We start from the raw sequence: 14882 nt of genomic DNA on the forward strand, positions 1-14882 counted from the left end.
CATGACCACCGTGCTGACCCCGGCCGCCCCCGCGCCGCCGGTCGCGCCCGGACGGGCCCGGCGGATCGCCCGGCGGGTCGCGAGCCCGTGGACCTACGCCGCGCTGATCGCGATCCTGGCCGGCTCGGCGTTCCCGGTGTACTGGTCGTTCGTCGTCTCCTCGCAGACGACGGAGGCGGTCGGGAGCGTGCCGCCGGTCCTGGTGCCGGGCGGGCACCTGTTCGAGAACATCGCCCGCGTCTTCGACCAGACGGACTTCGCGCTGGCGCTGGGCAACTCGCTGATCGTCGCGGGCACGATCACCGTCTCGGTGGTGCTGTTCTCGACGCTGGCGGGGTTCGCCTTCGCCAAGATGCGGTTCCGCGGGCGGACCGCGCTGCTGCTCGTCGTGGTCGCCACCCAGGCGATCCCGACCGAGCTGGGCGTGGTGCCGCTGTACATGATGATGGCCGACTTCGGGTGGGCCGGGCAGCTGCAGGCGGTGATCGTGCCCGGCCTGGTCACCGCGTTCGGCGTGTTCTTCATGCGCCAGTACTTCGAGCGGGCGCTGCCGCTGGAGCTGCTGGAAGCCGGCCGGATGGACGGCTGCGGCTCGCTGCGGCTGTTCTGGCACGTGGCCCTGCCCGCCGCCCGCCCGGCCGCGGCGGTGCTCGGCCTGTTCACCTTCATGCAGGCCTGGAACGACTTCTTCTGGCCGCTGGTGGTGCTGGTGCCGGAGAACCCGACCGTCCAAACCGCACTGTCCACGCTGGCCAGTGGTTACACCACCGATTACACGCTCGTGCTCACCGCCGCCACCATCGGCACCGTCCCCGTCCTCATCGTGTTCCTGCTGTTCGGCCGCCAGATCGTCGGTGGCATCATGCAGGGCGCGCTCAAGGGCTGACCCACCCGGAGCTCACCGTGACTTCCAGCTTCCCACCCGGCTTCCGCTGGGGCGTGGCCACCTCGGCGTTCCAGATCGAGGGCGCCACCACCGTCGACGGCCGCGGACCGTCCATCTGGGACACGTTCGCGGCGGTCCCCGGCGCGGTGGCCGGCGGCGACACCGGCGAACCGGCGGCCGACCACTACCACCGCTGGCGCGACGACCTCGGCCTGCTCGCCGACCTGGGCGTCGACTCCTACCGGTTTTCGGTTTCCTGGCCGCGGATCCAGCCGGACGGGCACCGCCTGGAGCGCCGGGGCCTCGGCTTCTACCGGCAGCTCGTGGACGGGCTGCGGGAGCGGGGGGTCGAGCCGTTCCTGACGCTGTACCACTGGGACCTGCCGCAGGCCCTGGAGGACGCGGGCGGCTGGCGGTCCCGCGACACGGCGTTTCGGTTCGCCGAGTACGCGGCGCTGGTGCACGAGGAGCTCGGCGACGTCGTCGACCACTGGACGACGCTGAACGAGCCGTACCCGTGCGCGGTCGCGGGCTACGGCGAAGGCCGCCACGCGCCGGGAGCCCGGGAGGGGCACGGCGCGCTGGCGGCCGCCCACCACCTGCTGCTGGGCCACGGCCTGGCGGTGCGGGCGATGCGCGAGCGCGCGGCGTCGCCGCACCAGTTCGGCATCGTCCTCAACCAGTCGCCGGCGGTGCCGGTGTCGTCCTCGCCCGCCGACACCGCGGCGGCCGCGCGACAGGACACCCTGCTGCGCCGCCAGTTCACCGACCCGCTGTTCGGCGGCCGCTACGCACCGGGCCTGTCGGCGATGTTCGACGGCGTCTCGGACTTCTCGTTCCGCCACGACGACGACCTCGAGACGATCGGGGCACCGCTGGACTACCTGGGCTTGAACTACTACTACCGCCTGCACGTCGCGGACGCCCCGCACCGCGAACCGGACCCGGCCCGGCGGACGGTGACCGACATCGGGGTGGACACCACGCAGCTGCCGGACGACGTCCCGCGCACCGGGATGGGCTGGCCGGTCGAGCCGGAGGGCCTCACGGAAGCGTTGGTCGGCCTGCACAACCGCTACGCGGGACTACCCCCGGTGTACGTCACGGAAAACGGGTGCGTGTACGCGGACCGGAGCGACCTCGCGGACTACGAGCGCATCAGTTTCCTGAGCGAGCACATCGAGGCGGCCCGCGCCGCCGCGACGGCCGGGGTGGACCTGCGCGGGTACTTCTGCTGGTCGCTGCTGGACAACTTCGAGTGGGCGCACGGGTACAAGCACCGGTTCGGGTTGATCCACGTGGATTACGAGACGCAGGAGCGGACGCCGAGGTCGAGTTACCGCTGGTACCGCGACTTCATCGCGGCGCAGCGCACCGCGGGTGGCGATGGCTAGGCGGGCAGTCCGAGATCGTGCTCGAAGACGGTGACCGGGCCCGCCGTGCCGTTGGGTGAGGGATTCCACGGAAGGCAAGCCAGCTCCGCCTGCACAGTGCGTGCCCTGCTCATCCGATCAGCGTGGCTCCAGCCCACGACGTACCCTCCCGAGGCGTCGCGGTACTGGTTCATGCGCAACGCGTCGGCCGCGAGTCCGTCCGGCATCCACCGCGCCAGCGTGTCGTGTCCTTGGTACCGTCCGGTTTGCGAGTCTCGCCGGTAGAAATACGGCCGATAGACCTTGATCGCCCTGACCTGGAAGTGGCCCGCGTTCCAGCTCTCGTTTTCCCCCGCTTTGAACAGGTCCTTGGACAGGAAGCCGAGCAGGCCACCGGCCAGCAGCCCGATGCAGTAGGCCAGGCCTTTCGAGTCGTAGTGCTCCGACACCCACGCCACCACGTTCACCGTCGCGGCGAGAAGTGTTACTGTGGCGCAGATCAACGTCGCGAGCTCGATTTCCGACAGGAATACCAAGTGCGTCGGCTTCTCGGCGATCCGGCGGCGGCACACGACGATGACCGTGGTCATCGCGAGGAGAACCGCGAGCGCGGCCGAACCGAACAGCCATCGGCGCTCGGCGGTGCCGGCCGCCAGTCCGAAGGGAGCGGCCGCGACGACGATGAGCGCGGGCCGGGCGGCTCGCCAGAGGCTGGCGCCCGAGAAGAGCCCTGTTTGGCGTGCGTAAGGCGTTTGGGCTGTCATGGTCATCGCGGGTGGGACGGCCGGTGAGCGCAGATCCATTTGTCGGGCGGCGGTGGGACGTTCGTGAAGGACGACTCCGGGAATTCGTCGCGGCAGATCGTGCCCGATGCCGCCGCGCGCAGGTAACCTTCGGCCATCCGCAGGTAGTAGGCCGGGCTTCCCGGCGTGTTCGACCAGTCCGCCGGAACGGGGATGCTGACCTCCTTACGGGTCAGCCCCAGGTCGGGCCCCGCGGCCTCGAGGTCCTGCCGTTGTTCGGCGAGGTCCCCAGGGTCGCCTCGGCCCGGTTCCGGACCGCGGCGACAGCCGGCTCCGAGAACGCCGACGAGGAGGGGTCCCAGTCGGTCACGGAAAGGGACAGTTCGGTCTCGGGAATCGGAGTCGGTTCTTGGCTGGCTTTCTCCACCGGATCGGGTAGAGCTATCGATGCGCCCATCTGGCCCTCCCGTCGACAGCGTCGGCTCGAGTCGGCGCTCACTTCCCGAGTTTCGGATCGTGACCAATAGCTCGGTCGCGGTCCCGGCTTCGTTTCACATCGTGACCATGGTGCAATCATCGTTGCCGCAAAGTTGTGACCCGAAAGCCGTGAAGGCCACATTGAGGGACTCAGAATCCCTCAATGTGGCCTTCACGGACTTGGGCTTACTTCTTGTACAGGCCCTCGATGTCGTCGGCGTAGTTCTTCGTCACCACGTTCCGCTTCAGCTTCAAGCTCGGCGTGATCTCGCCGCCGGCCTCGGTGAAGTCGTTCGCCAGCACGGTGAACTTCTTGATCGCCTCGGCCTTGGACACCGACTTGTTCGCCTCGTCCACCGCGGCCTGGATCTCGGCGAGCAGGTCGGCGTCCGAAGCCAGCTCGGCGACCGTGGCCGAGGCGGGCTTGCCGTGCTGGGACTTCCAGGACGGGAAGTACTCCTCGTCCACCGTCACCAGTGCCGCGATGAACGGGCGCTGGTCGCCGACCACCATGGCCTGGCTGATCAGCGGGGACGCCTTGATCGTGTCCTCGAGGCCGGACGGGGCGACGTTCTTGCCGCCCGCCGTCACGATGAGCTCCTTCTTGCGGCCGGTGATCTTCAGGAACCCGTCCCGGTCGAGCTCGCCCAGGTCGCCCGTGTGGAACCAGCCGTCGGTGAGGGCCTCGGCAGTCGCCTGCGGGTTGTTGTAGTAGGCCCGGAACACGACGTCGCCCTTGAGCAGCACTTCGCCGTCGTCGGCGATGCGGACCGAGGTGCCGTTGACCGGCTTGCCGACCGTGCCCACGCGGAACGCCGTCTGCGTGTTGACGTTTGCCGCCGCGGACGTCTCGGTGAGGCCGTAGCCCTCGAACACCGGGACGCCGATGCCGCGGAAGAAGTGCGCCAGCCGCGCGCCGAGCGGGGCGCCGCCCGAGACCGCCGCGACGCAGCGGCCGCCGAGGGCCGCGCGCAGCTTGCCGTAGACCAGCTTGTCGAACGCCAGGTGCTTGAGCTTCAGCCCGAGCCCGGCGCCGCCGGAGTCCTGCGCCTCGCTGTAGGCGACGGCGGTGGCCTCGGCGGCGTCGAAGATCTTGCCCTTGCCTTCGCTGTGGGCCTTCTGCTTCGCCGAGTTGTAGACCTTCTCGAACACGCGCGGCACGGCGACGACGAACGTCGGCCGGAACGTGCCCAGGTCGGCGACCAGGTTCTTGACGTCCGGGGTGTGCCCGAGGGTGACGCGGGCGGTCAGCGCGGTGACGGCGATCGCGCGGGCCAGCACGTGCGCCAGCGGCAGGAAGCACAGCAGCGAGTTGCCCTGCTCCATCAGCTGCGGGAACGCTTCGATGTCGGCGCGGATCTCGGCCAGCAGGTTCCGGTGGGTCAGCTCGACGCCCTTGGGGCGGCCGGTGGTGCCGGAGGTGTAGACGATGGTGGCGAGCTCGTCCGCGGACACCTCGCGCCGCCGGTCGTGCAGCTCGTCGTCCGACAGCGAAGCGCCGAGCGCGGACAGCTCTTCGACGGCGGGGGAGTCGCCCTCGATCTGCCAGGTGCTGGCCAGGTCGGTGAGCCGGTCCCGGATCGACTCGAGCGCGGCGGCGTGACCGTTCGTCTCGACGAACACGCCCTTCGCGGCCGAGTCGGACAGGATCCAGTGCACCTGTTCGGGCGAGGACGTGTCGTAGATCGGGACGGTGACCGCGCCGGCCGCCCAGATCGCGAAGTCGATCAGCGTCCACTCGTAGCGGGTCTTCGACATGATCGCGACGCGGTCGCCGCGGCCGATCCCGGCCTTGGCCATGCCCTTGGCCACGGCCAGTACTTCGGCCGCGAACTCCTTGGCGGTCACGTCCAGCCAGCTGCCCTCGACCTGGCGGCGGAAGCTCACCACGTCGGAGAACCGCTCGGCGTTCGCCCAGACGACGTCGGACATGTTTTCGTCGTCGGCCACCGGCTTGCCGGCGGGAGCGCTGTATTCGCGCACGTGGACCTCCGTGTTCAACGCGTGCGGCAGGTGACACCGCTGTTACCCGCCAGTCAACTTAGCGTGGTGAGCACCTTAAGACCATGCTGATCGGCGCCGCGAGGCGAGGGCGTGACATTCTTCGCACGTGAACGCGCCACCCTCACTCGACATCGTCGACGAGACGTTCCTCGCCGTTCCGCCCGCCACCGTGGCCGCGGTCTTCGCCGAGCCGGCCTCCTGGCGGCGCTACTGGCCCGACCTGGTCCTCGAGGTCTACACCGACCGGGGGGACAAGGGCCTGCGCTGGACCGTGACGGGTGCGCTCGTCGGTACGATGGAGGTCTGGCTCGAGCCGGTGCTCGACGGCACCCTGCTGCACTACTTCCTGCGGGCGACCCCCGCCGACGCGGCCGGGACGCCCCGGGAGCTGGCGCCACGCGACCTGCGGCGGGAGTTCGACCGGCGGGCCCGCGCGGCCAAGGCGATCGCGCTCGGGCTCAAGGAGATCCTGGAGGACGGGCGCGAGCCCGGCGTCCCTCCGCGCGGCGAAGGCAGTGACGTCGAAAGCTAGGGGGAGCACCGGTGCGGGTACACGTCGTCTCGGACGTGCACGGCAACGCGGACGCGTTGAAACGGGCGGGCGACGGGGCGGACGCCCTGGTCGTGCTCGGCGACCTGATCGACTTCGTCGACTACCACGACTACGAAAAGGGCATCATGGGCGCCCTGTTCGGCCCGGAGAAGGTCGGCGAGTTCGCCCGCCTGCGCCGTGAAGGCACCCGTGACGAAACCGTTGCCTTCTCGCGCACGCTCTGGGCCACCCTCGAAGATCCGGGAGCCGCGGTCGACGAGGCGATCCGCGCCCAGTACGCGACGCTGTTCGCGGCGATGACCGCGCCCACCTACGCCACGCCGGGCAACGTCGACACCCCGGCGTTGTGGCCGGAGTTCGCCGGCGAGGGCGTCCGGGTGCTCGACGGCGAGGTGGCGGAGATCGGCGGCCTGCGGTTCGGGTTCGTCGGCGGCGCGCTGCTGCCCGACGGCGTCGTCCCGCGGCCCCGCAAGGGCGCCGCCTGGCGTCCCTACCTGCGGGATCGCGGGGACTACGACCGGAGCGTGGCCGCGCTCGAGCAGGTCGACGTCCTCTGCACGCACGGCCCGCCCGCGCTGCCGGAGCTGACCTACGACGTCGTCGCGCGCCGCAGCGAGATCGGCTCGACGGCGCTGCTGGAGCTGATCCGGGCCCAGCGGCCGCGCTGGTCGGTGTTCGGGCACGTGCACCAGCCCCTGGCGGCGCGCGCCCGGGTCGGCCTGACCGAGTGCCGTAACGTGGGTCACTTCAAGGAGACCGGGCAGCCCTACGTGCTGCGCTGGTGACCAACCGCGGCGGCTACGCTTCGACCCATGGCCGAGCAGTCCACACAGTCCATCGAGGTCGACGCCGAGCCCAGCCGGGTGATGGCCGTGATCGCCGACTTCCCCGCGTACCCGGAATGGGCCAAGGCCGTCCGGCAGACCGAGGTCCTCGACACCGACGCCGAGGGCCGGGCCAAGCAGGTCAAGCTGACCTTGGACGCGGGGCCGATCAAGGACGTCTACACCCTCGAGTACGACTGGGACGATGACGGCCTCGGCGTCAGCTGGCACCTGGTCAAGGGCCAGATGCAGAAGGCGCAGAACGGCCGCTACGCGCTGGCCGACCTCGGCGGCCGCACGCGGGTCACCTACACGCTGTCGGTCGAGCTGGCGCTGCCGATGATCGGCCTGCTGCGCCGCAAGGCCGAGAAGATGGTCATGGACACCGCGCTGAAGGAGCTCAAGAAGCGGGCCGAGGGCTAACGTGCGGATCCTGCTGTGCACCGGCAAGGGGGGTGTCGGGAAGACCACGCTGGCCGCGGCCACCGGCGCCGCCCTCGCCGCCCGCGGCAGGAAGACCCTCGTCGTGTCCACGGACCCGGCGCACTCGCTCGGTGACGCCTTCGGGCACCCCCTCGGTGCCGAACCGTCCGAAGTGGACACTCTCCTTTCGGGCGTGCAGGTCGACTCGCGCACCCTGGTGGACACGAGCTGGGATCGGTTGCGCGGTGAGCTGCGGACGGTGCTGGCCGGTGCGGGCCTGGACACCCTCGACGCCGAAGAGCTCACCGTGCTGCCCGGTGTCGACGAGCTGTTCGCCCTCACCGAGGTCCGCCGGCTGGCCGAGGCCGGGCCGTGGGAGACCGTCGTCGTCGACTGCGGGCCGACGGCCGAGACGCTGCGGCTGCTCGCCCTGCCCGAGGCCGTCTCCGGCTACCTGACGCGGGTGTTCGGGCCGCGCGGCCGCGTCACGGACTCGGTGCGCCGCCTCGGCGCCCACCTCGACGGCCTGCGCGGGCTGCTCACCGACCCGTCGGTGACGACGGTCCGGCTCGTCCTGACGCCGGAGCGGGTGGTCGTCGCCGAGGCGCGGCGCACGCTCAGTTCCCTGGCCCTGCGCGGCATCGCCGTCGACGGGCTGATCGCCAACCGGCTGATGCCCGCGCCCGGCATCTGGCGCGGCGGCGCCGCGTCCTGGCTGCGCACCCGGCGGACGCAGCAGGACGCCGTGCTCGCCGAACTCGCCGCGGCCGGGATCGCGCCGGTCGCCCGGGTCGAGCACCGCGCCGTCGAGCCGGTCGGGCTGCCCGCGCTGCTGGAGATCGCCGCCGAGCTCTACCGCGGCGCAGACCCCCTCGCGGGCAACGGCGCTCCCGTCACCCCGCTGCTGCGGGTGCGGCCGGCCACCGGCGGGTACACCCTGCGCGTCGCGATCCCGCTGGCGCGGGACGCCGAGGTCGACCTCGCCCGCGTCGACGACGACCTGGCGATCACCGTGGACGGCTTCCGCAGGCTCATCGCGCTGCCGGAGCCGCTGCGGCCGTGCCGGATCACCGGCGCGGAATCCGACGCCGACGGCCTGGTCGTGCACCTGGCCGGGAACCGGGGACGCGGGTGAGCGACGAGGAACACGGGCCGCGCCTGACGGAGGAGATCCGCCTGCTCGCCGAGCTGGTCGCGGAGAAGGCGGCGCCGTGGCTCGAAGGCCTGCTCGCGGCCGGGCACGGCAGCTTCTTTTCGGGGGTTCCGGGTGGCGAAGCCCCCGGCCCGGGGCGAAGCCCCGGTGGTTACAGCTTCTTTTCGGGGGTTCCGGGTGGCGAAGCCCCCGGCCCGGGGCGAAGCCCCGGTGGTTACGGCCCCCCTGACGAGGCGAAACCGGACGGTTCGGCGTGCGGCTGGTGTCCGCTCTGTGCGATCGTCGCGGTGGTGCGGGGGGAACGGCCCGAGCTGGTCGCGCGGCTGGCCGAGCAGCTCGCGCAGCTGGTCGCCCTGCTGCGCGCGGTGCTCGCGGACCGGTGGGAGCCGGAGGAGGGCGTGCACATGCCCGGGTTCCGGCCCGCGGCGCGGCCCGCGGCGGACGCCACGGCGCCGGCCAGGGTGCAGCACATCGCCGTCCGCAGGCGCGACGAGTGGGAGAGCTGAGTGCGGACGATAGGGGTGGACGTCGGCGGGACGAGCATCCGGGCCGGCGTGGTGGACGAACGCGGCTCCCTGCTCGACACGGCCCGCGTCGCGACGCCGACCGAGGAAGGCGCCCTCGAGGACGCCATCGCCGGCGTGGTCGAGGACCTGCGCAACCGGCACGACGTGGCCGGGGTCGGGCTCGCGGTGGCGGGCTTCGTGGCGCGCGACCGCCGGTCGGTGATGTTCGCCCCGCACCTGGCGTGGCGCGGCGCCCCGGTCGCCGACCGGATCGAAAAGCGCGTCGGCCTGCCGGTGCTGCTGGAGCACGACGTCAATTCGGCGATCGTGGGCGAACACCGCTTCGGCGCGGCCCGCGGCGCCCAGGTGGCGGCCCTGGTGGCACTGGGCACGGGCATCGGCGCCGGGCTGTTGCTGGACGGCAAGCTCTACCGCGGCGCGTACGGCGTCGCGCCGGAGCTGGGCCACCTGACGGTGGTCCGCGGCGGCCGCCCCTGCCCGTGCGGCAAGTACGGCTGCTGGGAGCGCTACTGCAGCGGAACGGCCCTGGCGGCCACGGCGGTGGAGCTGCTGGCGCGGCACCCGGGCCGCTCGACGGTGCTGGCCCCCCAGGTCGCGGGCGACCCGGGCTCGGTGACGGGCCGCCGCGTGGCGGGCGCGGCCCGCGACGGCGACCCGATCGCCCAGCTGGCGATGGCGGAGCTGGCCAAGTGGCTGGGCGAGGGCCTGGCCCTGGTGGCGGACGTGTTCGACCCGGAGATCATCGTGATCGGCGGCGGCGTGTCGGAGTCGGCGCCCCTGTTTTTGGACGAGGCCCGCGAGCACTACGCGGCCACGATCACGGGGGCGCGCCACCGCCCCCTGGCCCGCATCAGGACGGCCCACCTCGGCGACGACACGGCGATCGTCGGCGCGGCGGCCCTGGCCCTGGAAGCGGCGAAGACCCCGGTCTGACCCCGGCCTTCGGCGTCGCGAATGACTCATTCGGGACGCCGGAGGTCGCGAATGAGTCATTCGCGACCTCCGGGGCGTCGGCCGGCGCCGGCGGCCGCCGGGAGCGAGCCCCGGCTTCCGCGGAGAGGTGATCCGCGGCCGACCTGTGACACGCTGGACACGTGAGTCAGCTGTCCGCGAGCGTCTTCGTCCGCTGTTCCTGCGGGCACCTGCACTGGGGCCGCTACGGCGCCGCGGGCCTGCTGCTCGTCGACCCCGCCCGCGGTGTCCTCCTGCAGCGCCGCGCCTGGTGGGTGCACCACGGCCGCACCTGGGCGCTGCCCGGCGGGGCCATCGAAGCCGGCGAAACCGCCGTCGGCGCGGCCGCACGGGAAGCCTTCGAAGAGGCCTCCGTCCCCGCGGAGGCCTTCCGTGCGGTCTCCGCCTCCGTCGTCGACCACGGCGACTGGAGCTACACCACCGTCCTGGCCCTCGCCGACGGCGCCGAGGCGCGCGTCGCCAACACCGAAAGTGCGGAGGTGCGCTGGGTGGATCCCGACGACGTCCCCGGTTACCCCCTCCACCGCGACTTCGCCGCCGCGTGGCCGGACCTGCGCGACCGCGTCGGCCGCGAACTCGTCCTGGTCGTCGACGCGGCCAACGTCGTCGGCTCGCGCCCGGACGGCTGGTGGCGCGACCGGCACGGCGCCGCCGAGCGCCTCCGCGACCGGCTCGCCAAGCTCGCCGAAGCCGGCGTGCCGGACCCGGACGACGCCACCGTGACCTGGTGGCCGCGGATCATCCTGGTCGTCGAAGGGCAGGCCAAGCGCGTCACGTCGGCCGCGGGCGTCGAGGTCGTCGCCGCCGACACCGACGGTGACTCGAAGATCGTCGAGGTCGTCGCGCAGCAAAAAGCGAGCGTCCTGGTCGCGACGGCCGACCGTGAACTGAGGAGGCGCGTCGAAGCGCTCGGCGCCTCGATCCTCGGTCCCGGCACGCTCCGCCGGCAGCTCGACGAGCTTTAGTCCTTCGCGATCCCGTCGCGCATCTCGGCCACCAGCGACGCGACGACGGCCTTGAGGCTGCCCTTGTGCCGCTCCGCGACGGCCCGCTGCCGCCGGTAGCTCGGCCCGTACCGCAGGATCGTTTCGACGTCCCGCAGCTCGGCCACGCAGTCCAGCCGCCGCGCCACCGGCTCGAGCCGGTCCAGCAGGTCGGCCACGTCGTCGGTGACCAGCCGCTCGCGCCCGGCCGCGTCCAGGATGACGATCGCGTCCGTGCCGTAGCGGGCCGCGCGCCACTTGTTCTCCTGGACGTGCCACGGCGGCAGCGCCGGCAAGATCTCGCCGTCCTCGAGGCGCTCGACGAAGTCGTCCACCAGGCACTGCGTCAGCGCCGCGATCGCGCCGACCTCCTCCAGCGTCGGCAGGCCGTCGCAGACGCGCATCTCGATCGTGCCGAGCTTCGGCGACGGCCGGATGTCCCAGCGGATCTCCGAGAAGCTGTCGATCACGCCGGTGGTGAACATGTCCTCGACGTAGCTTTCCAGCTCCGCCCACTTCCGGAACTGGAACGGCAGCCCGGCCGTCGGCAGCTGCTGGAACATCAGCGCCCGGTTCGACGCGTACCCGGTGTCCTCGGCGCCCCAGTACGGCGAAGACGCCGACAGCGCCTGCAGGTGCGGCGCGTAGTTGAGCAGCGCGTCGAGGACCGGCAGCACCTTCTCGCGGTGGTCGACCCCGACGTGGATGTGGACGCCGTAGATCAGCATCTGCCGTCCCCACCACTGGGTCCGGTCGATCAGCTTGGCGTAGCGCTCCTTGTCGGTGACCTTTTGCTGGTACCAGTTCGAGAACGGGTGCGTCCCCGCCGAGAACATCTCGACGCCGAGCGGGTCGGCGACGCCGTGCACGACGTCGAGCGAGTCGTTCAGGTCGGCCTTGACCTCGGCGATCGTGCCGCAGACGCCGGTGATGATCTCGATCGTGTTGAGCAGCAGCTCCTGCTTGATCTTCGGGTGCTCCGCCTGCCCGTCGGGCCGGACGGCCTCGAGGATCTGCTCGGCCACCGAGGACAGTTCGCCGCTGCGGCGGTCCACCAGGCCGAGCTCCCATTCCGCGCCGACGGTCGATCGCCGCGAAGGACTGAACTCGATGTGCATCGCCGTCCGATTAGACCTGGGCGCCGGTGCTGGGGTCCGCGCCGGGTGGCGGACCCTGCCGCACGCGGAGCAGCAGCAGCGCGATCGAGGTCGCGAGCGCGAGGATGCCCAGCGGTGTCGCCACCGTCGGGCCGACGCCGATCGCGCCGGGCAGGATCAGCAGGAACAGCCCGGCCAGGAACAGCAGCAGGATGAGGAACGCGCCCAGCTTCGGCCGGGGCAGCGGCGGCGGGTCGGGCGGCACGTAGTGCTCGTCGTCCTCCGCCGGATCGTCGGAGAACATCGTGGCGTCCCACGACGTGCCCCCGGACCGCCAGCCGGGCTCCGGCGGGGCCTCCACCGCCGGCGGGTCGGCGGGCCGCTCGGGCGTCCGGCGCGACTCCGGCTCCGCGCCCGCCGTGCCGGCGGTGTCCGCAGTGTCCGCGGTGTCCGATTCCGGGAGCCCGAACCCGGCGGCCCGCAGGTCGGCGACGATTTCGGCGAACGTCGCGTCGACGTCCTCCGGCCCGTCCTTCCCCCGGCTCATGCCGTCTCCTCCGGCTGGGCGGCGTGCGCCTTCGCGAACTCGACACTGCGGGTGAAGATCACTTCGGCGTCGTTGTCCTGCGTGGCCACGTGGTAGCTGTTCTCCAGCACGACCTCGGTGACATCGGTGCTCGAGACGCCGTGCAGCACCAGCTGCGAGTTCACCGGCTCGACGACGTGGTCGACCGACGAGTGCAGCAGCAGCACCGGCTGCGTCACCTTCGCCAGGTCGGCGCGCACGACCGCCCACAGCTTCGCCAGGCTCGCCGCCGCGCGCACCGGCGTCCGCGGGTAGGCCAGCTCCGTCTCGCCCGGCTTCTTGATGTCGTTCGCGATCGCCGGCACCGACGGCACGATCCGGCCCAGCACCGGCAGCAGCCGCGTGTCCCACTTCAGCCGCGTCACCGACGGGTTGACCAGCACGATCCCGGCGATCCGGTCGCCGAACTCCTCGGCCAGGCGCAGGGTGAGCGTGCCGCCCATCGAGAGGCCGCCGACGAACACGGTCCTGCACGTCGCCAGCAGCGCGAGCAGGGCCTCGCGGACGGCGCCGTACCAGTCCTCCCACGTCGTGCGGTTGAGGTCCGGCCAGCGGGTGCCGTGGCCCGGCAGCAGCGGGCAGCGCACCGTGAACCCGGCCCCGGCCAGGTGGTCACCCCAGGCCCGCATGCTCGCCGGGGTACCGGTGAACCCGTGGCAGAGCAGGAACCCGGTTTCGGCCGAACCGGTGTGGCCGAACGGTTCCGCGCCGGCGAGCACGCCCATGCGATCGCCTTCCGTGTGAGCGGTGCAGTCACTCCATGCTCTCACGGCCGGTGGACGTTGTGGGGGTCCGCCCGGGCCCGGAATTCGCTGTGAGATCGATCGCTGCCGAAGCGGTAACCGGGTGGTCGCCGTTGTGCGGCGGCCACCCGGGTTCGTAGGCTGTTCGTCTCGGGTGAACAGGGGCTGCGGCTGCGATGGAGGACTGAGACACCGGTGCTGTACTGGCTCATGAAGTGGGTGTTCCTCGGACCGCTGCTCAAGACGCTCTGGCCGACCAAGGTCGTCGGCGCGGAGAACATCCCCGAGACGGGTGGCGCCATCCTGGCCGGCAACCACCTGGCGGTCGCGGACTCGTTCTTCATGCCGCTGCGGGTCAAGCGCAAGGTGACCTTCCCGGCCAAGTCCGAGTACTTCACCGAGCCCGGGTTCAAGGGCACGCTCAAGAAGTGGTTCTTCACCGGCGTCGGCCAGTTCCCGATCGACCGGTCCGGCGGCAACGCCGCCCAGGCCGCGCTCGACACGGCGATCCGCCTGGTCCGCGAGGGGCACCTCCTGGGGATCTACCCGGAGGGCACCCGATCCCCGGACGGACGCCTGTACAAGGGCAAGACGGGCGTGGCGCGGATCGCCCTGGAGTCCGGCGGCGTCGTGGTCCCGGTGGCGATGATCGGCACGGACAAGGTCAACCCGATCGGCTCGAAGATGTGGTGGCCCCGCCGTCTCGAGGTCCGCTTCGGCAAGCCCCTGGACTTCTCGCGGTACGAAGGCCTCGCGGGTGACCGCTTCATCGAGCGGTCGATCACCGACGAGATCATGTACGCGCTGATGGAGCTCTCGGGCCAGGAGTACGTCGACATCTACGCGGCGAAGGCCAAGGAGCTGCTGGCGGCGGAGGCGGCCGGGGTCAAGCCCGCGGTGCCCGCCCAGCCCGGCGCGCGCGACGCGGCCCGGGTGCCGGATTCCAAGGTCGGCTGAGCCACCACTACTGTTCACCAGTGCGTTTCTTCTACGACACCGAGTTCATCGAAGACGGCGTGACCATCGATTTGGTGTCGATCGGGGTGGTGGACGAGCGGGGCCGCGAGTTCTACGCGGTCTCGACGGAGTTCGACCCTTCGAAGGCGGGGCCGTGGGTCCGGGACAACGTCCTGGACAAGCTGCCCTCACCGGCCGACCGGGCGTGGCGGAGCAGGGAGAAGATCCGCAACGACCTGCTGGAGTTCTTCGGCAAGCCGCCGGGCGGGATCGAGCTGTGGGCCTGGTTCGCGGCGTACGACCACGTGGCGCTGGCCCAGCTGTGGGGCCCGATGCCGGCGCTGCCGCGGCAGCTGCCCCGGTTCACGCGTGACCTGCGCCAGCGCTGGGAGGACGCGGGCAAGCCGAAGCTCCCGGCGGCGCCGACCGACCAGCACGACGCTTTGGCGGACGCCAAGCACAACCTGGCCCGGTGGGAAATCATCGAGAACTACTTCCCCCGCCGCTGACCCTGACCCGGGCTGCTGAGCCTGGCCCGGACGTCGCGAATGACTCATTCGGGACCTCCGAGGTCCCGAATG

Annotated in this window: 16 protein-coding genes; 11 read left to right on the plus strand and 5 right to left on the minus strand. The window is 71.6% G+C overall.

All coding sequences use genetic code 11. The features are described 5' to 3' along the window. Position 1: 1 nt before the first annotated feature. Both AB0F52_RS45680 and AB0F52_RS45685 read left to right on the plus strand, forming a co-directional pair. Positions 2-886 (plus strand): carbohydrate ABC transporter permease, encoded by an 885-nt coding sequence (locus tag AB0F52_RS45680; RefSeq protein WP_360184902.1) that lies wholly within the window; start codon positions 2-4, stop codon positions 884-886. Positions 887-903: 17 nt separating this feature from the next. Further along, positions 904-2280, plus strand: a complete 1377-nt coding sequence (locus AB0F52_RS45685) for a GH1 family beta-glucosidase (protein ID WP_360184905.1) — start codon at positions 904-906, stop codon at positions 2278-2280. Here the strand turns inward: AB0F52_RS45685 and AB0F52_RS45690 are convergent. Together AB0F52_RS45690 and AB0F52_RS45695 are read right to left on the minus strand one after the other, a co-directional pair. Further along, complete coding sequence (locus AB0F52_RS45690; protein ID WP_360184908.1) at positions 2277-3029, minus strand: hypothetical protein; 753 nt, start codon at positions 3027-3029, stop codon at positions 2277-2279. The genes AB0F52_RS45685 and AB0F52_RS45690 overlap by 4 nt on opposite strands. A 636-nt stretch (positions 3030-3665) precedes the next feature. Beyond that, entirely contained in the window at positions 3666-5462 is a 1797-nt protein-coding gene (locus AB0F52_RS45695) for a long-chain fatty acid--CoA ligase (RefSeq protein WP_360184911.1), read from the minus strand. A gap of 127 nt (positions 5463-5589) precedes the next feature. Between AB0F52_RS45695 and AB0F52_RS45700 the strand changes: the two genes are divergently transcribed. The 7 genes from AB0F52_RS45700 to AB0F52_RS45730 all read left to right on the plus strand — a co-directional run bounded on the left by AB0F52_RS45700 (position 5590) and on the right by AB0F52_RS45730 (position 10900). After that, entirely contained in the window at positions 5590-6015 is a 426-nt protein-coding gene (locus AB0F52_RS45700) for a polyketide cyclase / dehydrase and lipid transport (RefSeq protein ID WP_103342872.1), read from the plus strand. A gap of 11 nt (positions 6016-6026) precedes the next feature. Next, positions 6027-6821: a metallophosphoesterase gene (locus AB0F52_RS45705; protein ID WP_360184914.1), complete on the plus strand. Its 795-nt coding sequence runs from the start codon at positions 6027-6029 to the stop codon at positions 6819-6821. A 27-nt stretch (positions 6822-6848) separates the two neighbouring features. Then, positions 6849-7283 (plus strand): SRPBCC family protein, encoded by a 435-nt coding sequence (locus tag AB0F52_RS45710; RefSeq protein WP_360184917.1) that lies wholly within the window; start codon positions 6849-6851, stop codon positions 7281-7283. 1 nt (position 7284) lies between these two features. After that, positions 7285-8418, plus strand: coding sequence for an ArsA family ATPase (locus tag AB0F52_RS45715; RefSeq protein ID WP_360184920.1), 1134 nt, complete (start codon positions 7285-7287; stop codon positions 8416-8418). Further along, positions 8415-8942 (plus strand): hypothetical protein, encoded by a 528-nt coding sequence (locus AB0F52_RS45720; RefSeq protein WP_360184922.1) that lies wholly within the window; start codon positions 8415-8417, stop codon positions 8940-8942. Before AB0F52_RS45715 ends, AB0F52_RS45720 begins: the two co-directional genes overlap by 4 nt. Positions 8943-8957: 15 nt before the next feature. Beyond that, on the plus strand, positions 8958-9896 hold the full coding sequence (locus AB0F52_RS45725; RefSeq protein WP_013224324.1) for an ROK family protein: 939 nt from the start codon (positions 8958-8960) through the stop codon (positions 9894-9896). Between the two features lie 161 nt (positions 9897-10057). Then, positions 10058-10900 (plus strand): NUDIX domain-containing protein, encoded by an 843-nt coding sequence (locus AB0F52_RS45730; RefSeq protein ID WP_360184925.1) that lies wholly within the window; start codon positions 10058-10060, stop codon positions 10898-10900. On the opposite strand, the gene AB0F52_RS45735 is transcribed toward AB0F52_RS45730, so the two are convergent. The 3 genes from AB0F52_RS45735 to AB0F52_RS45745 are packed head-to-tail and all read right to left on the minus strand — an operon-like array spanning position 10897 to position 13326. Next, complete coding sequence (locus tag AB0F52_RS45735) at positions 10897-12036, minus strand: glutamate--cysteine ligase (protein ID WP_360184928.1); 1140 nt, start codon at positions 12034-12036, stop codon at positions 10897-10899. The two genes, AB0F52_RS45730 and AB0F52_RS45735, sit on opposite strands and share 4 nt — an antisense overlap. Before the next feature lie 10 nt (positions 12037-12046). Further along, positions 12047-12562 (minus strand): hypothetical protein, encoded by a 516-nt coding sequence (locus tag AB0F52_RS45740; protein ID WP_360184931.1) that lies wholly within the window; start codon positions 12560-12562, stop codon positions 12047-12049. Then, a complete protein-coding gene (locus tag AB0F52_RS45745; RefSeq protein ID WP_360184934.1) occupies positions 12559-13326 on the minus strand; it encodes an alpha/beta fold hydrolase in 768 nt (255 codons plus the stop codon). Before AB0F52_RS45745 ends, AB0F52_RS45740 begins: the two co-directional genes overlap by 4 nt. 213 nt (positions 13327-13539) lie before the next feature. Here AB0F52_RS45745 and AB0F52_RS45750 point away from each other — a divergent pair, with 213 nt between their 5' ends. Both AB0F52_RS45750 and AB0F52_RS45755 read left to right on the plus strand, forming a co-directional pair. Further along, positions 13540-14301 carry a lysophospholipid acyltransferase family protein gene (locus tag AB0F52_RS45750; RefSeq protein ID WP_360184937.1) on the plus strand — a complete coding sequence of 254 codons (762 nt, stop codon included), beginning with the start codon at positions 13540-13542 and terminating at the stop codon, positions 14299-14301. Positions 14302-14321: 20 nt separating this feature from the next. Then, positions 14322-14810, plus strand: coding sequence for a polyadenylate-specific 3'-exoribonuclease AS (locus AB0F52_RS45755; RefSeq protein ID WP_103342882.1), 489 nt, complete (start codon positions 14322-14324; stop codon positions 14808-14810). The last annotated feature ends 72 nt before the right edge of the window (positions 14811-14882 follow it).

The organism is Amycolatopsis sp. NPDC024027 (assembly GCF_040638975.1).
Classification (GTDB): domain Bacteria; phylum Actinomycetota; class Actinomycetes; order Mycobacteriales; family Pseudonocardiaceae; genus Amycolatopsis.